Source organism: Amorphoplanes digitatis, from assembly GCF_014205335.1.
GTDB classification, from domain to species: domain Bacteria; phylum Actinomycetota; class Actinomycetes; order Mycobacteriales; family Micromonosporaceae; genus Actinoplanes; species Actinoplanes digitatus.
Map to the genome: position 1 here is coordinate 8,674,716 of NZ_JACHNH010000001.1, position 17,017 is coordinate 8,691,732.

The window sequence follows — 17,017 nt, forward strand, 5'->3', positions numbered from 1 at the left end:
GGGCATAGTGGCCGACGGTGTGTACTCGTAGCGGGATCTTAGGGCAGTTCGAAAGCGCCCGGTGACCGTGCGACCCGGAAGGCGGTGGACGTGACAACGCACCTACGAGCCAGGGCCCTCCAGGCCGGTGCGTTCCTGGCACTGATCGGTGGCGTTCTCGTTGCCGCACCCTCAGCTGCTCTAGCGACAGCACCGACTGTAACCGTGAGCTCACTGTCGTCGGGTGACGTCCCCTCGGGCGGCGAGACCACGCTCACCTACAAGGTGACAAATCGGAACGCAGAGGCCGGGACCGTGACGGTCGTGGTCAGCGCCAACGGCATGTCCTGCAGTGGACAGTGCAACTTCGACGAGCCGATCGGCCCCAACGAGGCCAAGGAATACACGGCGAAGCTGAAGGCCGGCAACGTCGACCCGGGCCAGACCAAGGACACCCGGATCCAGGTCTCGGCGGACATCGGCGGGGAGAGCGGCAACGCCGGCCGCAACGTCACGCTGCGCGGCCCCGAACAGGCGCAGACCGTGCGCCAGGTCAGCGGCAAGGTGAAGGACCAGGAAGGCAAGGCCGTCGCGGGCGCGCTGGTCGGCCTGCGCGACAGCCAGAACCACCAGTACGACACCACCACGAACGGCGACGGTGGCTACTCCTTCACCAGCACCGACAGCAAGCCGATCGCGGTCGGCGCGCTGGCCGTGGCCGCCACCAAGGGCGGCTACGACGTCGCCTCGGTGAACGCGCAGGGCAGCTCCGGCAAGTCGATCAACGTGCCGCTCACCATCAAGCTGAAGGCCGGCGCGTCGCCGTCCACCAGCCCCTCCGCGACGGCCAGCGCGAGCGCCGAGCCGACCGAGGAGGTCAGCGAGGACGCCACGGACCCCGCCACCGACGACAGCGCCGCCGCTCTCGACCAGACCCCGACCTCGGGCGAGGACGAGGGCTCCGGCTCGATGCTCTTCATCATCCTCGGCGGCCTGCTCGTCGCGGCCGGCATCGGCGCGATCGTGCTGGTCCTGATGCGCCGCAAGGCCGGCGAGGACGCGGACGGCGCCGACGGCGCGGACGCACCCCTCGGCGGAGCACAGCCTGCCGCGGCCGGCAACCGGTACCCCGGCGCCGGGGAGACCCGGCTGGCCGGTGCGCCGATGGGTGGCGCACAGGCCACGATGATCGCTCCGCGCTCGGGCGCACCGTCCATCGGGGACGCTCCGACGATGATCCACCGCGCGCCCCCGGTCGTCGACGAGTTCCCGGACCCGTACGGCGCGCCGATGCCTCAGGGCGGCGGCTACAACGCGCCCGGTGGCTGGGGTGCCGCGGGCGCCGCCGGTGCCGCGGGTGCGGTGCCGGGCGCGTACGGCGCGGCCGGCCAGTACGGCGGCGCTCAGGTGCCGGCGCAGGGCGGCTACCCGGAGCAGGCCGGCTACGACCAGGCGGCGCCCTACGGCGCTCCCCAGGGCGGCTACAACGAGCCGGACGGCTACGACCAGGCGGCGCCGTACGGCGCTCCCCAGGGTGGCTACGAGCAGCAGCCGCAGCAGCGCTACGACGAGCCGACCGGCATGTACCGGCCGGAGCCCGGCGGCTACCCGCAGGAGGCCGGCTACGCCGACCAGGGTGGCTACGGCGGCGCGGAGCCGGCGTACGGCCAGAACGCCGGCTACGGCCAGGGCGGCGACGACTACGCCGGCCAGGCACCGGCCCGGGGCGGCGCCTACCCGGGCGGCGGAAACGGCTACGCCGGTGGCGCTTACGGCGCTCCCGCCGAGCCGGCCGACCAGGGTGGCGGCTACGGCCAGTGGGACGGCCAGGGCGGCGCGGTCGACAACGGCAACGCCTACGGCGCCCCCGCCGGCGGTGGCGCGTACGGCGCTCCGCAGGGCGGCCAGGCCTACGGCAACCCCAACTACGGCGCTCCCGCGGGCGGCGGCTACGACCAGGCCGACGGCTACGGCGCCGAGCAGGGCGGTTACGACCCCCGGGCGGCATATGGGCGGCCGGACGGCTACGACCCGCAGCAGGGCGGCGGCCGGGGTCAGCAGCCCCCCGGCGGCGGCTACGGCGGCCCGGTCGGCCAGGGCGGCTACGGAGCCGACCAGGGTGGCTACTACGGCGCGGAGCAGCAGGGGGGCGGCCGCCACGGCGGACCGCCGCCGGAGGCGACGCGCCCGGGCCAGCGACGTCCCCTCGACTGGATGGACGACTGACCCACCGAATCACCGAAGCCGGCCCCGTCAGTTGACGGGGCCGGCTTTTTCCTGCCCTACGAGAGACCGCCCGGCATTCGTGGGCCGGGAAAGCAGAACGCCACGACCGGGCTGGTGCCCTGCCGTGGCGTTCTGGATCGTTCTGCTGTCAGTCCTTGCTCTCCGGCTCGTCGGACTGGCCCGGCTCCGGCGTGATCGGACCGCCCGGCACCTCACCGGCCCCGGCCGTCGCCGAACCGCCGGCCTCCTGCGCCGCGGCGGACGCGGCCGGCTCGGGCTGAGCGGTAGCGGGCTCCCCGATCTCCAGCGTGACCGACTGACCGCCGACCTCGGCGACCGGCGCGGCCGACTGGGCCGATGCGGTCGGCTGGGACGGCGCGGCCGGGGCAGCGATCGTCTCGGCCGGGCCGCCGAACAGGTTGCGCAGCGTCGCCGTGAAGGCCTCGCGCAGCTCGTCGAGCCCGATCGAGAACTCGTTCTGCACCTCGAGCACGGGCTCCGCCGCGGTGACGCCGATCTGCGCGCAGGCGACGTTGTGCTCCGCCGCGAGCGCCACGAAGGCCTTGTCGTGGCCGCGGGGCACCGTCACCAGGGCACGGCCCGCCGACTCGCTGAACAGCCACACGAACGGCGTGGTGGTCGCGTCCAGGTCGGGGAGCGCGATCCGGGCGCCGACGTTGCGCCGCAGGCAGGACTCGACGAGCACCTGGGCGAGGCCGCCGTCGGAGAGGTCGTGCGCCGCGACGACGAGCTCGCGCTCGGCCGCCTGGGCCATCATCCGGCCCAGCGCCTGCTCGTGTGCCAGGTCGACCTTCGGGGGGCGTCCGCCCAGGTGGCCGTGGGTGACCCACGCCCACTCGGAGCCGGACAGCTCGCACCGGGTGTCGCCGAGCAGGAAGAGCAGGTCGCCGTCGCCGGCCGGCGGCGGGAAGCCCATCGGCACGCGGCGCGCCACGTCGGCGAAGACGCCGAGCACACCGACCACCGGGGTCGGGTGGATCGCGGCCGCGCCGGTCTGGTTGTAGAAGCTGACGTTGCCGCCGGTGACCGGGATGCCGAGCTGCTGGCAGCCGTCGGCGAGACCGCGGACGGCCTCGGCGAACTGCCACATGACCGCCGGGTCCTCGGGCGAGCCGAAGTTCAGGCAGTCGGTCACGGCGATCGGCTCGGCACCGGTGACGGCGACGTTGCGGTACGCCTCGGCCAGTGCCAGCCTCGCGCCCTCGTAGGGGTCGAGCCGGGCGTAGCGGCCGTTGCCGTCGACGGAGAGCGCGACGCCGAGCCCGGTGCGCTCGTCGATGCGCAGCACGCCGGCGTCCTCGGGCTGGGCGAGCACGGTGTTGCCGAGCACGTACCGGTCGTACTGCTCGGTGACCCAGCTCTTGTCGCACAGGTTCGGCGACGCGATCATCCGCAGCACCGTCGCGCGCAGGTCGTCCGGGGTGGACGGGCGCGGCAGCGTCTCGGCGCGGTCGGCCTGGAGCAGGATCAGGTCGGCGGGCTCGCGGATCGGCCGGGCGTAGACCGGGCCGTCGTCGGCGAGCGAGCCGGGCGGCACGTCCACGACGATGTGGTCGTTCCAGCTGATCACCAGGCGGCCGGGCTGGCCGTCGGTCTCGCTGGGGGTAACCTCGCCGATGTTCGTGGCCCAGACGCCCCACTTCTCGGCGACCTTGAGCACGTCCTCAAGCTTCTCCGGCGCGACGATCAGGAGCATGCGCTCCTGCGACTCGCTGGCCAGGATCTCGGTCGGCGACATCGAGGCCTCGCGCAGCGGCACGCGCTCCAGGTAGACCCGCATGCCCGTGCCCGCGGCGGCGGCGGTCTCGGTGAGCGCGCAGGTCAGGCCCGCGCCGCCGAGGTCCTGGATGCCGACGACCAGGCCGGCGTCGTACAGCTCGAGGCAGCTCTCGATGAGCAGCTTCTCCATGAACGGGTCGCCGACCTGCACCGACGGACGGCGCTGCTCGGCGCCCTCGTCGAAGGTCGCGGAGGCGAGGACGGAGACGCCGCCGATGCCGTCGCGGCCGGTGCGCGCGCCCATCAGGACGACGACGTTGCCGACGCCGGCCGCCTCCTTGCGCTGGAGGCGCTCGACCGGCAGCACGCCGATGCTCAGCGCGTTGATCAGCGGGTTGCCCTGGTAGCAGGGGTCGAAGACGATCTCGCCGCCGATGTTGGGCAGGCCGAGGCAGTTGCCGTAGCCGCCGATGCCGGCGACGACGCCGGGCAGCACGCGCGCGGTGTCCGGGTGGTCCGCGGCACCGAAGCGCAGCGGGTCCATCACGGCGATCGGGCGGGCGCCCATCGCGAGAATGTCGCGGACGATGCCGCCGATGCCGGTCGCCGCGCCCTGGTAGGGCTCGACGAAGCTCGGGTGGTTGTGCGATTCGACCTTGAAGGTGACCGCGAGCTCGTCGGAGATCTGGACCACGCCCGCGTTCTCGCCGATTCCCGCGAGCATCCGGGTGTTCTTCGGGGCCTTCTCGCCGAACTGGCGCAGGTGCACCTTGCTCGACTTGTAGGAGCAGTGCTCGCTCCACATGATCGAGTACATCGCCAGCTCGGAGGCGGTCGGACGGCGACCGAGGATCTGGCGGATCCGGTCGTACTCGTCGTCCTTGAGGCCGAGCTCGGTGTGCGGCTGAAGCTCGTCGCCGGTGTTCAGCGCCCGCTCGACGGTGTCGGGACCCCCGTCGAACTGGTTGACCAGCACGTCGGTGGCGGCGAAGCCGGTCGGCTTGGCCGGCTGGCCGGACGCCGCCGGCGGCTGGTTCGGTAGCCCCGGCGCTGCGGCGTCGCTGGTCGCCGTGTCGTGCTGGGTGGTCATCGCTGGGCTCCCCCTGTGAGCTGCCCGCCCGCGGCCGTCCCGGCCAGGTGCCGCAGTGCGGAGGTGAAGAAGCCGAGGCCGTCGAGCGACGGGCCGGTCAGCGCCTCCACCGCGTGTTCCGGGTGCGGCATGATGCCGACCACGTTGCCGGCCGCGTTGGTGATCGCGGCGATGTCACGCTGCGAGCCGTTCGGGTTGCCGCGCGTGTATCGGGCGACGACCCGGCCCTCGCCCTCGAGCTCGTCGAGGGTGCGCTTGTCCGCGACGAAGCAGCCCTCGCCGTTCTTCACCGGGATCAGGATCTCGCTCCCGGCGGTGAACGCGTTCGTCCACGCCGTCGACGCCGACTCGACGCGCAGGTGCTGGTCGCGGTTGCGGAAGTGCAGGTGCTGGTTGCGGGTGAGCGCGCCCGGCAGCAGGTGGGCCTCGCAGAGGATCTGGAAACCGTTGCAGATGCCGAGCACCGGCAGGCCGCCGCGGGCGGCGTCGGCGATGGTCTCCATGACCGGCGCGAACCGGGCGATGGCGCCGCAGCGCAGCGCGTCGCCGTAGGAGAAACCGCCGGGCAGGATCACGGCATCGACGCCGTGCAGGTCCGGGTCGCCGTGCCAGAGGCGCACGGACTCGGCGCCGGCGATCCGCGCGGCGCGTGCCGCGTCGCCGTCGTCGAGCGAACCCGGGAAGGTGACGACTCCGATCCGCATGGTCACGCGCTCATCTGAGCGGCGTCACCGGCGGCCTCGTCGACCCGGATCGAGAAGTCCTCGATGACCGGGTTGGCGAGCAACTTATCGGCGATCTCGCGAGCGGTGTCGAGGTCGGGTTCACCAGCGAACTCGATCTCGATCCGGCGCCCGATGCGTACAGAGGAGATGTCACTGACACCGAGCCGCGGCAGCGCGTTGGCGACTGCCTGGCCCTGCGGATCGAGAATCTCCGGCTTGAGCATGACGTCGACGACGACGCGAGCCACGGGCACTCCTGACTGTGTAGGTCCGCAGTTGGGTGGCCCTCTAAGGGGCGAGCGGCCACAGCCTACCCTGTACGACTCCCGTGCGGCCCATCGGCCGGTGTCGGCAGGCCGACGCCAGGGGCGCTGAGCAGGGAATCTCGCTGGTGATCTCGACCACCGGGGAGATCACGGCGAGGTGTCGGATGATCACGTTCGGTCACTCGCGTCATCACACGGTGATATGTGTGAACTGGAGTCTTGTCGCGGAACGCGGTCAACCTTAACGTTCGGTCGAAATAGTTCGATGAATCCCCCGCATCGACTGACCTTCGGAAGGAGCCCGACGTGCGCATCCGCATCGTCGTCGCCTCTCTGGCCACCGCCCTGGCCGGCAGCCTGGCCATCCCCGCCGCCGCGAACGCGGCGGAGTCCGGGCCTGACCAGATCATCGGCGGCAGCACCGTCTCCTCGGCGCCCTGGGCCGCCGCCGTCTTCAGCAACGGCAGCTTCACCTGCTCCGGCACGATCATCTCGGCGAACTACGTCCTCACCGCCCGGCACTGCATCAGCGGCACGATGTCGGTCCGGGTCGGCAGCGTCAACCGCACCTCGGGCGGCGTCACCCGCACGGTGAGCTCCACCACGACCCAGAACGACCTCGCGCTGATGCGGCTGAGCAGCTCCGTCTCGACCAGCTACATGCCGCTGTCCAGCTCGTACCCGCCCGTCGGCTCGACGAACTCGCTCTACGGCTGGGGACAGACCTGCTACAGCGGGTGCGGCGCCTCGACGGTGCTGAAGACCGCGACGGTCCAGGTCACCTCGACGAACGTCACCGACGCGTACGGCGGCCGGGCGATCGCGTCGAGCCGGATCAACGGCAACGCGTGGCGCGGCGACTCCGGCGGCCCGGAGGTCTACAACGGCGCCCAGGTCGGCGTGGCGTCGACCGCGGACGGCCAGAGCCGGCAGTACTACGGCAGCGTCGCCTACAACCGGGCGTGGATCACCTCGGTCGCGGGCGTCTGAGATCTCCGTCGGGGTGCGGCGCGATGGAAGCTCCGCCGCACCCTGACGGCATCATCGGCCTAGAGAATCGGCGCCGGGGCGTACTTCGCCGCCTCCGGGTGGGCCGCGACGATCTCCGCCACCCGCTCCGCCACCGCCTGAACCTGCGCCGGTGCCGCGCCGACGAAGGCCGCCCGGTCCGCCACCAGCGCGTCGATCTCCGCACGGGAGAGCTGTAGCCGGCCGTCCGCCGCCAGGCGGTCGAAGAGGTCGTTCTCCGCGATGCCCTGCTCGCGCATCGCCAGCGCGACGGCCACCGCGTGCTCCTTGATCACCTCGTGCGCCAGCTCGCGGCCGACACCCTTGCGCACCGCCGCGACCAGCAGCTTGGTGGTGGTGAGGAAGGGCAGGAAGCGGTCCAGCTCGCGCGCGGTCACCGCCGGGTACGCCCCGAACTCGTCGAGCACCGTCAGGAAGGTCTGGAACAGGCCGTCGGTCGCGAAGAACGCGTCCGGCAGGGCCACCCGGCGGACCACCGAGCAGGAGACGTCGCCCTCGTTCCACTGGTCGCCGGCCAGCTCGCCGACCATCGACAGGTAACCGCGGACGATCACCGCGAGGCCGTTGACCCGCTCCGACGAGCGCGTGTTCATCTTGTGCGGCATCGCCGACGAGCCGACCTGACCCGGCTTGAAGCCCTCGGTGGCCAGCTCCTGGCCGACCATCAGCCGGATCGTGGTGGCCAGCGACGACGGCGCGGCGACGACCTGTGCCAGCGCCGACACCACGTCGAAGTCGAGCGACCGCGGGTAGACCTGGCCGACGCTGGTCAGCACCCGCTCGAAGCCGAGATGCGCCGCGACCTTGCGCTCCAGCTCGGCCAGCTTCGTCGCGTCGCCGTCGAGCAGGTCGAGCTGGTCGGCGGCCGTGCCGACCGGACCCTTGATGCCGCGCAGCGGGTAGCGCCTGATCAGGTCGTCCAGCCGCTCGTACGCGATGAGCAGCTCCTCGGCGGCGCTGGCGAACCGCTTGCCCAGCGTGGTCGCCTGTGCCGCGACGTTGTGCGAGCGGCCGGTCAGCACCAGGTCGCCGTATTCGAGCGCCCGCTCGGCGAGCCGGGCCAGCGTAGTGACGACGCGGCTGCGTACCAGCTCGAGGGAGGCCCGGATCTGCAGCTGCTCGACGTTTTCGGTGAGGTCGCGCGAGGTCATGCCCTTGTGAATGTGCTCGTGCCCGGCCAGCGCGCTGAACTCCTCGATGCGCGCCTTCACGTCGTGCCGGGTGACCCGCTCGCGCCGGGCGATGCTCGCGAGATCGACATCGTCGACCACCGCCTCGTACGCCTCGACCACGCCGTCCGGCAGCGCGATGCCGAGGTCTCGCTGCGCCCGCAGCACCGCGAGCCACAGCCGGCGCTCCATCCGGATCTTCTCCTCCGGCGACCAGAGGTCGACGAGGTCGGCGGACGCGTAGCGGCTGGCGAGGACGTTCGGGATGCTCACGGCGCCGATTCTTCCATGGTCCGCTCGGCGGCCTCCGGGCTCGTCGGGAGACGGTGCCGCAGGTTACGCACGGAACCGCTGCTCAGCATCCAGGCCACGGCGAGCGCGATGAGCGCGGCAGCGCCCACGAGCGTCGACTCGACGCCGATGACCTCCGCGATCGGCCCGGCGGCGACCTGCCCGACGGGGATCGCGACGAACGAGCCGACCATGTCGTAGGAGTAGACGCGCGCGAGCCGGTCGGCGGGGATGTGCTCCTGCATCGTCGTCTCCCACGCGACGCAGAACTGCTCGATGCCGAGACCCGCCAGGAACGCGGCGCCGATGAGCAGCCCGAGATGCGGCGCGACGCCGAGGGTGAGCATCGGCAGCACCTCGAACGCGGTACAGAGCACGCCGACGAAGAGCAGCCGGCGCGCCCGCAGCCGCAGGGCGAGGACGCCGCCGAGCACCATGCCGACGGTCTGCGCGGCGAGCACGAGGCCCCAGGCCCGGCGGCCGACGGTGTCGTCGGCCACCACGGGGCCGAGCACGCTGATCCCGCCGTTGAGCGCCAGGTTGATGACGCTGAAGCCGGCGACGACGACCCACAGCCAGGTGCGGCTCCGGAACTCGGTCCAGCCGGTACGCAGGTCCGTGAGGATCCCGCCCGGCGCGGCGTCCGGCGCGGCGGCGGCCGGCGCGGCGGCCGCGGGCGGCAGGCGGAGCAGCCCGAAGGCGAACGCCGAGAGGGCGAAGGTGGCGGCGTCGATCGCGATGCCCCAGCCCGGGCCGGCGGCCGCGACGATCACGCCGCCGACCGGGGCGCCGACGATGATCGCGCCGTTGAGGAAGAGGCGGTTCAGGGCGTTCGCCTGCTGGCGGATGTCGGCCGGGACGAGCTGCGGCACGATCGCCGACGAGGCCGGCAGGGCCAGCGCGCTGACCATGCCGTTTGCCGCGGACAGGGCGATCAGCAGCGGCACCGTCGCCGCGCCGGAGAGGACCAGCGCGGCCACCGCCGCCTGGGTGATCGCCGCCGCGACGCTCGCGCCGACCATCAGCAGGTGTTTCGGCAGGCGGTCGGCGAGTGCGCCGCCGAAGAGCAGGAACACGACGTTGAAGAGCATCCGGGCGCCGACGACGAGGCCGAGGTCGCTCGGCGACCCGGTCAGGTCGAGGACCGCGAAGGCCAAGGCGATGGGCGCGATCGCGTTACCGAGGGCGTTGATCGTGCGCCCGGCGAGCAGGAACCGGAACGGCGCGAGACGCAGCGGCGCGAGAGCACCCGTACCCGCGCCTTTCAGCTCGCTCATTGGTCCTCCATGTGGAACATCGCGATGGTGGTGTTGGCGCGGACCGTGCCGGGGGTGTGCGGCGCCCTCGCCGCGTCGTGCAGGCCGCGGGCGGCCTCGGCGATCCGGTCGCGGGTCTCGCGCCAGACCTGGGGGTCGACCCACAGCTCGGCGTCGACCATCAGGCCGCCGACGGACCAGTCGGCCTCGGCCGTGCGCCGGATCAGCTCGTTGGCCACCGCCGCGATCAGGGCGCGCTGGGCGTCCGCGGCGTGCTGGTCCGGGAAACCCCCGGGGTCACGCCCGCGATCCGCGTCGTAGCGGTAGCGCTTGGCGACGCCACCGCGGATGCGCTCCTCGCCGGCCTGCACGATCAGGCCGGCGGACAGCAGGTTGCGCAGGTGGTAGCTGGCGTTGGCGTGGGTGAGCGCGAGCTCGCGGGCGACGTCCGCCGCGGTGAGCGGCGCGCTCGCCAGCAGCGACAGCATCTGTAGCCGGAGCGGGTGTGCCATCGCCCGCAGCGCGGCCTGGCGGGGCGCATCTCCCAAAGACATGTTGGGGAGTCTGGCAGAGACCGGCCTCACTGTCCACCAACCGTTCGGGGGTTGAGACACTGCAATATGACGCGGTTATCGCTAGGGTTACCCGCGAGTAGGTTTGGCGCTCATTCCGAAAGGTCCACCGATGACTGATTTCAGCCCAGAGTCGTTCGCCGCGATCGGCCCCGCGGAGTTCGCACAGCTCGTGAAGTCCACTCCGGACTCCAAGCTCGCCGAGGTGATGGCCGCGGAGAATCGGAACAAGATTCTCGACGAGGTGTTCAACCGGATGCCCACGCTGTTCCGCGCGGACCGCGCCGGTGCGACGCAGGCCGTCATCCACTGGAACATCTCGGGCGGCCCGGGCGGCAGCACGGACAGCTACGAGACGGTGATCGAGAACGGCGCCTGCACCGTCACGAACCAGCCGGCCCGCGAGCCGAAGCTCAGCATGACCATGGAGCCGGTGACGTTCCTCAAGGTCGTGACGGGCGACGGCAACCCGATGATGATGTTCATGACGGGCAAGATCAAGGCGAAGGGCGACCTCGGCCTGGCGGCCCAGGTGGCCAAGCTCTTCGACATCCCGAAGAACTGACCGGAGTACCCGCGCAGCGGCGCACCCGGCACGAAACGCCCCGGCGGACCGAGCGGCCCGGCCGGGGCGTTTGGCGTCTCAGAGCTTGATCCGGCCTTCCACCGCGCCGAGGGCGATGTCGGTGCGGTGGTGGGAGCCTTCCAGCTTGATGCCGTCCACCAGGGCGTACGCCGCCGCGCGCGCCGCGGCCAGGTCCGGCCCGGTCGCCGTCGCGCTGAGCACCCGGCCACCCGCCGACACCAGCGCGCCGTCCGCCCGGCGGGCGGTGCCCGCGTGGATCACGCCGGGCTGCTCGCCGCCGGAGATGACATCACCCGTACGCGGCGTGCCCGGGTAGTTGTGGCCGGCCACCACCACCGTGACCGCCGAGCCGCCGTGCCAGCGCAGGGGCGGGAGGTCGGCCAGCGTGCCGGTCGCCGCCGCGTGCAGCAGCCCGCCCAGCGGCGAGGCCAGCAGCGCCAGCACAACCTGGGTCTCCGGGTCGCCGAAGCGGGCGTTGAACTCGATGACCCGGGGGCCCTTGCCGGTCAGCGCCAGCCCCACGTAGAGCAGACCGGCGAACGGCGTGCCCCGCTCGCGCATCTCGGCGAGCGTCGGCATCACGGTCTCGGCCATCACCCGCTCGACCAGGTCGGCCGGCGCCCAGGGCAGCGGCGCGTACGCGCCCATGCCGCCGGTGTTGGGCCCCTCGTCGCCGTCGGCCACCCGCTTGAAGTCCTGCGCGGGCATCAGCGGCACCGCGGCCGTCCCGTCGGTCACCACGAACAGCGACACCTCGGGCCCGTCCAGGAACTCCTCGATGACGACCCGGCCGCAGTCGCGGGCGTGCTCCAGCGCGACCTCGCGGTCCGACGTCACCACGACGCCCTTGCCCGCGGCGAGGCCGTCGTTCTTCACCACGTAGGGCGCGCCGAACTCGTCGAGCGCGGCCGCGGCCTGCTCCGGAGTGGTGCAGGCGTGCGAGCGGCCGGTCGGCACGCCGGCCGCCGCCATCACGTCCTTGGCGAACGCCTTCGAGCCCTCCAGCCGGGCGGCCGCGGCGCTCGGGCCGAAGCAGGCGATGCCCTTGGCCCGCACGGCGTCGGCGACGCCGGCCACCAGCGGCGCCTCCGGGCCGATCACCACCAGGTCGGCGGCCAGCTCGACGGCGAGCGCCGCCACGGCGGCCGGGTCGTCGGCCCTGACCTCACGAAGGTCGGCGACGGTGGCGATGCCGGGATTGCCCGGGGCCGCCGTCAGGCGCTCCACCGAGGGGTCCGCGGCCAGGCCGACGGCAAGGGCGTGCTCGCGGCCGCCGGATCCGATCAGAAGTACACGCACGCCGCAGATCCTACGGCCCGCCGCCGATCACCATCGCGGTCGTCCACCGGTCCACAGTGAACGTGCTGCTACGGCCGGATGACCGCCTGTGGATAACTCGCCCCCGCCTGTGGATAACCGGGTGCCACCTGCCGGGACCCCACGGCGGTGAGCTGCGGGGTCGCGTAAACTTCGGCAGTACCCGGGCCTCTCCGCGTACGACGTGTGTCAACGGAAGGCGTCAGTCAAGTGCCGGTGATCGTGTTGGTCGGCGCCCAGTGGGGCGACGAGGGCAAGGGCAAGGCCACGGACCTCCTGGGCGACCGGATCGACTACGTGGTCAAGTTCAACGGCGGCAACAACGCCGGCCACACCGTCGTCATCGAGGGCGAGAAATACGCCCTGCACCTGCTACCGAGCGGCATCCTCACCCCCGGCGTCACGCCGGTGATCGGCAACGGCGTCGTGGTCGACCTCGCGGTGCTGTTCCAGGAGATCGACGGGCTCGAAGCCCGCGGCATCGACACGTCCCGGCTGCGGATCAGCGCGAACGCACACGTCATCGCCTCCTACAACCGCACCCTCGACAAGGTCAGCGAGCGCTACCTCGGCGCGCGGCGGATCGGCACGACGGGCCGCGGCATCGGCCCGACGTACGCCGACAAGATGAACCGCCTCGGCGTGCGGGTGCAGGACCTCTTCGACTCCTCGATCCTGCGGCAGAAGGTCGAGGCGGCCCTGTCGTTCAAGAACCAGGTGCTCTCGAAGATCTACAACCGCAGCGCGATCAAGCCCGACGAGGTGATCGCCGACCTGCTGTCGTACACCGAGCGGCTGCGGCCCATGGTCGCCGACACCGCGCTCGAGCTGTCGCAGGCTCTCGACGCCGGCAAGGTCGTGCTCTGCGAGGCCGGCCAGGCCACGCTGCTCGACGTCGACCACGGCACCTACCCGTTCGTGACCAGCTCGAACGCGACCGCCGGCGGCGCCTGCACGGGCTCCGGCATCCCGCCGACGCGGGTCGACCGGGTGGTCGCGGTGCTGAAGGCGTTCACCAGCCGGGTCGGCGAGGGGCCGTTCCCGACCGAACTGCACGACGAGGTCGGCGACTACCTGCGGAAGGTCGGCCACGAGTACGGCACGACCACCGGCCGCCCGCGCCGGATCGGCTGGCTCGACCTGGTCATGGGCCGGTACGCGCAGCGCATCAACGGCGTCACCGACTTCGTCCTGACCAAACTGGACAATTACGACGGGCTGGACGAGATTCCGGTCTGCGTCGCGTACGACGTCAACGGCGTGCGGCACGACGAGATGCCGTACAGCCAGAGCGACTTCCACCACGCGACGCCGATCTACGAGACGCTGCCGGGCTGGAAGAAGGACATCAGCGGCGCCCGCGTCTTCGCCGATCTCCCGGAGAACGCCCAGCGGTTCGTCGAGTTCGTCGAGGCGCGGATCGGCGCGCGGATCTCCGTGGTCGGCGTCGGCCCGGGCCGCGAGGAAGTCATCGAGCGGCACTCGGTGCTGAGCGGCTCCTGACGTGTACGACGTCGTCCTGCTCAGCCTCGCCGAGGGCGCCGGCTCCGCCGCGGGCGCCTGCGGCTCGGCCTGTGGCGGCTGCGGCCCCGCGGAGGCACAGGCCTGTGACACCCCGCGGGTGCCCGTGCTCAAGTGCGCGGACGCGCTCACCCAGGCCGGTGCGCGGGTCGAGACCGTGACCGCGTCCTCCGACGCGGAGATCGACGCGGTCATCGCGCGGTTCGACGTCGCGGACCGCCCCGACGGCCTGTCCTGGCCCGACCCGGACAGCAAGGTGCGGCTGGTGGTCGCGACGGCGGCGGACGGCCAGCTCCGCGCCGTGATGCGGCGGCTGGTCCGGCGGTACGCCCCGCCGCCCAGCAAGCGACCGGCCGACCTGGCCGACAACCGCACCCTGCCCGACCTGCCGCCGATCGCGATCCTGCCGCTCGACCCGGCCAGCACCACCGACCTCGCCGCCCAGCTTGGCCTGCCGCGTGAGCCGGCCGCGGTCGCCGCGGCCGTGCTCGGCGGCACCGTCCGGCGGCTCGACCTGCTCCGCAACGACGGCGGCTCGGTGACCGTCGACGGCGCGCTGATCGGCGGCTCCGACGACAGCGGCGCCGCCGTGCCGTGGCGCGGCCGCATCGAGGTCGACGACGCCGTGCTCTCCGACGGCACCGACCGGATCATCGCGTGCGCGATCGGCAACGCCGGCGCCTACGCCGAGTTCGACGGCCTGCCGCTGCTCACCGAACCGGACCCGACCGACGGCCGGGTCGAGGTCGCGGTGGCGGTTCCGGTCCTGGTCGAGCGACGATTCAGGAAGCCACGGGTACGCATCGAGGTGCGTCGTGCCCGCGGACGCGCGGTGTCGGTGCTCCCCCGCGACGGTGAGCTGCAGTTCCTCGACGACGGCGTGGCCGGGACGATGAGCCGCAAGCGCTCGTGGTGGACCGAGCCGGGCGCCTGGGCGGTGTACGCGGGATGACCGCCTGTGCGAGTCTGAAACGGCATTAAGGCACGAGTCTCTGGCATACGGGGAGGTCGCATCCGTGGAGGACGAGAACGCCGACCGCGTCTACGTCCCGGGCACCAACGGCACGCCACCTGACCGGGACGTCGAGCCGTTCTGGCCGCCGGAGGAGCTGAGCGCCCCGGTGCACGGCGGCGTCCCGGTGCCCCGGGACGCGCCGCCGGCCTTCCCGCTCCCGCCGGCCACGCCGGTGTCCGTACCCCAGCACGGCGACCCCGCGGTGTACCGCCCCGCGGACCGGCCCGTGCCGCCCCGGCCGGCGCCGCCGGTGTACCACCAGCAGACACCCGCGCCGCAGCCGCCGCGGCCGCTGCCGACCGCGAGCCCGGAAGGGCCGGCCCAGCCCTGGCCGAACATAGGGCCGCGGCACACCGCGGAATCCGGCCACTTCTCGGGTTCCGCGCACGTCTCACCCGCTCCGCCCACTTCGGACGATGACGCCACCGTCGGCATGAGCGCCGCGGGCGGCGGCGCCTCGCCCGTTTCGGACGCCGGAGCGGGCGGTGGTTTGCCCGCCGCACCGATCAGCGACGCGCCGGCGATGGCCGCGCCGGACTCGCCGTGGGCCCAGCCGCCGCAGCGCCCGGCGCCCACTCAGCCCGCGGCCGCGGACGGCCGCCCGGTTCCCGAGCGGCGCACCGGGCCGGAGGGCACCGAGCCGCGGGCCGGGGTGAGCGCGAACGTGCCGAGCCTCGGCGCCGCCTACTACCCGGCGGTCACACCGCGGCAGAGCCCCGAGAGCGCCGACGCGCAGCACCAGGGCGCGGTCTACCGCCCGGGCCCGGTCGGCCCGAACGGCGCCCACCAGCTCCCGGCGCCCCCGGAGAGCGGCCCCGGCCCGGCGCTCCCAAGCCCGGCCGTCCCAAGCCCGGCCGTCCCAAGCCCGGCCGTCCCACAGCAGCGCGGCCCCCAGCAGCCGGGACCGCAGCAGCCGGGACCGCAGCAGCCGGGACCGCAGCAGCCGGGACCGCAGCACGCGGTGCCCCAGCAGCCCGGACCCCAGCAGCCCGGACCGCCGCCGCAGCAGCAGGGCCACCCCGGCGTGCCGCACCACCATGGTCAGCCCGCACCCGGGCCGGCCGCCCCGCCACCGCAGTGGGCGGCGAACGGCCAGGTCGCGCCCGCGCCACCCGGCCCCTACCCGCCCGCGGTCGACCCGCGGGCCGCGCGACCGCACCCGCAGCCCCCGCCCCCGGTACACGGCGAGCAGCCCGCGCCCGGGCCGTTCCAGCCGCCGCCCGCCGACCCGTACCAGCAGCTGCCGTGGGTGTCGGACGGCACGCCGACCGCGGAGGAGTTCGCCCGGCGCCGGCTGGCGAAGCCGGCCGAGCCGACCGCGACAATGGGCGCACGGGCGATGCTCCAGAAGGGCACGATGGGCCTGGTCCGGCTGGCGCCGGGCAAGCGCGAGCAGGAGTACAAGCAGGACGTCGAGATGGTCCGGCGCAACTTCGGCGGGCTGCGGCAGGTCACCGTGGTCAACCCGAAGGGCGGCGCCGGCAAGACCGTCGCGGTGCTGCTGCTGGCGATGACCTTCGGGCAGAAGCGCGGCGGCTACGTGCTGGCCTGGGACAACAACGAGACCCAGGGCACCCTCGGCATGCGGGCGCAGCAGGACTTCCACGCCCGAACGGTCCGCGACATGATGCGTGACCTCCAGCTGTTCCGTGGCTCGCACGGCAGGGTCGGCGACCTGAGCCAGTACGTGCGGGCGCAGGGCGAGGGCATGTTCGACGTGCTCGCGTCCGACGAGTCCGCGACGGCCGGCGAGATGCTCACGGCCAGCGCGTTCGCGGAGATCCGCGAGATCGTCAGCCGGTTCTACAAGCTGATCTTCGTGGACACCGGCAACAACGTCCGGGCGCAGAACTGGCAGGCGGCGATGGACGCCACCGACCAGTTGGTGATCACGATGTCGGCCCGTAACGACTCGGCCGAGACGGCGGCGCGCATGCTCGACCACCTGGAGCAGAGCGGCCGGCAGCGGCTGGTCCGCCAGGCGGTGAGCGTGGTGACGATGCCGCCGACCCGCAAGGACATCGACCTGCCGGCGATCCAGCGCCACTTCGCGGCCCGCACCCGCGCGGTGCTGCTGGCGCCCTACGAGAAGCTGATCGACTCGGGCGAGCCGCTGCGCTACGGCCACCTGTCGGCCGGCACCCGCGACTCCTGGCTCAAGATCGCCGCAGCGGTCGCCGAGGGTCTGTAACCGCCGGGTCGACACGAAGGCCAGGCCGCACCGCGCGGCCTGGC

At 72.9% G+C, this 17,017-nt stretch carries 13 protein-coding genes; 6 read left to right on the forward strand and 7 right to left on the reverse strand.

Annotated elements, in window-relative coordinates:
* Positions 1-204: 204 nt before the first annotated feature.
* Positions 205-2,205 (forward strand): carboxypeptidase regulatory-like domain-containing protein, encoded by a 2,001-nt coding sequence (locus BJ971_RS42430; protein ID WP_184998198.1) that lies wholly within the window; start codon positions 205-207, stop codon positions 2,203-2,205.
* A 148-nt stretch (positions 2,206-2,353) separates the two neighbouring features.
* On the opposite strand, the gene purL is transcribed toward BJ971_RS42430, so the two are convergent.
* From purL to purS, 3 genes are read right to left on the reverse strand one after another with little or no spacing between them, the layout of a single operon-like run.
* Complete coding sequence (gene purL, locus BJ971_RS38445) at positions 2,354-5,035, reverse strand: phosphoribosylformylglycinamidine synthase subunit PurL (RefSeq protein ID WP_239087532.1); 2,682 nt, start codon at positions 5,033-5,035, stop codon at positions 2,354-2,356.
* The gene (purQ, locus tag BJ971_RS38450; RefSeq protein ID WP_184998199.1) at positions 5,032-5,745 is read right to left on the reverse strand and encodes a phosphoribosylformylglycinamidine synthase subunit PurQ; all 714 of its coding nucleotides are present in this window, start codon (positions 5,743-5,745) and stop codon (positions 5,032-5,034) included. Before purQ ends, purL begins: the two co-directional genes overlap by 4 nt.
* Complete coding sequence (gene purS, locus BJ971_RS38455) at positions 5,742-6,008, reverse strand: phosphoribosylformylglycinamidine synthase subunit PurS (protein ID WP_184998200.1); 267 nt, start codon at positions 6,006-6,008, stop codon at positions 5,742-5,744. Before purS ends, purQ begins: the two co-directional genes overlap by 4 nt.
* A 324-nt stretch (positions 6,009-6,332) precedes the next feature.
* On the opposite strand from purS, the gene BJ971_RS38460 reads away from it, so the two are divergent.
* Positions 6,333-7,016 (forward strand): S1 family peptidase, encoded by a 684-nt coding sequence (locus tag BJ971_RS38460; RefSeq protein ID WP_184998201.1) that lies wholly within the window; start codon positions 6,333-6,335, stop codon positions 7,014-7,016.
* A 59-nt stretch (positions 7,017-7,075) separates the two neighbouring features.
* On the opposite strand, the gene purB is transcribed toward BJ971_RS38460, so the two are convergent.
* The 3 genes from purB to BJ971_RS38475 are packed head-to-tail and all read right to left on the reverse strand — an operon-like array spanning position 7,076 to position 10,325.
* Positions 7,076-8,497 (reverse strand): adenylosuccinate lyase, encoded by a 1,422-nt coding sequence (gene purB, locus BJ971_RS38465; protein WP_184998202.1) that lies wholly within the window; start codon positions 8,495-8,497, stop codon positions 7,076-7,078.
* Positions 8,494-9,792 (reverse strand): MFS transporter, encoded by a 1,299-nt coding sequence (locus BJ971_RS38470; RefSeq protein ID WP_184998203.1) that lies wholly within the window; start codon positions 9,790-9,792, stop codon positions 8,494-8,496. Before BJ971_RS38470 ends, purB begins: the two co-directional genes overlap by 4 nt.
* The gene (locus BJ971_RS38475) at positions 9,789-10,325 is read right to left on the reverse strand and encodes an ArsR/SmtB family transcription factor (protein WP_239087533.1); all 537 of its coding nucleotides are present in this window, start codon (positions 10,323-10,325) and stop codon (positions 9,789-9,791) included. The genes BJ971_RS38470 and BJ971_RS38475 overlap by 4 nt, the downstream gene beginning before the upstream one ends.
* A 130-nt stretch (positions 10,326-10,455) precedes the next feature.
* Between BJ971_RS38475 and BJ971_RS38480 the strand changes: the two genes are divergently transcribed.
* Positions 10,456-10,908: an SCP2 sterol-binding domain-containing protein gene (locus tag BJ971_RS38480; protein WP_184998204.1), complete on the forward strand. Its 453-nt coding sequence runs from the start codon at positions 10,456-10,458 to the stop codon at positions 10,906-10,908.
* Positions 10,909-10,986: 78 nt separating this feature from the next.
* On the opposite strand, the gene purD is transcribed toward BJ971_RS38480, so the two are convergent.
* A complete protein-coding gene (purD, locus tag BJ971_RS38485) occupies positions 10,987-12,228 on the reverse strand; it encodes a phosphoribosylamine--glycine ligase (RefSeq protein ID WP_184998205.1) in 1,242 nt (413 codons plus the stop codon).
* Between the two features lie 228 nt (positions 12,229-12,456).
* Between purD and BJ971_RS38490 the strand changes: the two genes are divergently transcribed.
* The 3 genes from BJ971_RS38490 to BJ971_RS38500 all read left to right on the forward strand — a co-directional run bounded on the left by BJ971_RS38490 (position 12,457) and on the right by BJ971_RS38500 (position 16,973).
* On the forward strand, positions 12,457-13,749 hold the full coding sequence (locus BJ971_RS38490) for an adenylosuccinate synthase (protein WP_184998206.1): 1,293 nt from the start codon (positions 12,457-12,459) through the stop codon (positions 13,747-13,749).
* A gap of 1 nt (position 13,750) precedes the next feature.
* Entirely contained in the window at positions 13,751-14,719 is a 969-nt protein-coding gene (locus BJ971_RS38495; protein WP_184998207.1) for a diacylglycerol kinase family protein, read from the forward strand.
* 64 nt (positions 14,720-14,783) lie between these two features.
* Positions 14,784-16,973, forward strand: a complete 2,190-nt coding sequence (locus BJ971_RS38500; protein ID WP_184998208.1) for a chromosome partitioning protein — start codon at positions 14,784-14,786, stop codon at positions 16,971-16,973.
* The last annotated feature ends 44 nt before the right edge of the window (positions 16,974-17,017 follow it).

Bases quoted from the DNA above. Each gene is read 5' to 3' on its own strand.
- purL (WP_239087532.1), bottom strand. From the start codon at position 5,035: ATGACCACCCAGCACGACACGGCGACCAGCGACGCCGCAGCGCCGGGG.
- BJ971_RS38470 (WP_184998203.1), bottom strand. From the start codon at position 9,792: ATGAGCGAGCTGAAAGGCGCGGGTACGGGTGCTCTCGCGCCGCTGCGT.
- BJ971_RS38475 (WP_239087533.1), bottom strand. From the start codon at position 10,325: ATGTCTTTGGGAGATGCGCCCCGCCAGGCCGCGCTGCGGGCGATGGCA.
- BJ971_RS38480 (WP_184998204.1), top strand. From the start codon at position 10,456: ATGACTGATTTCAGCCCAGAGTCGTTCGCCGCGATCGGCCCCGCGGAG.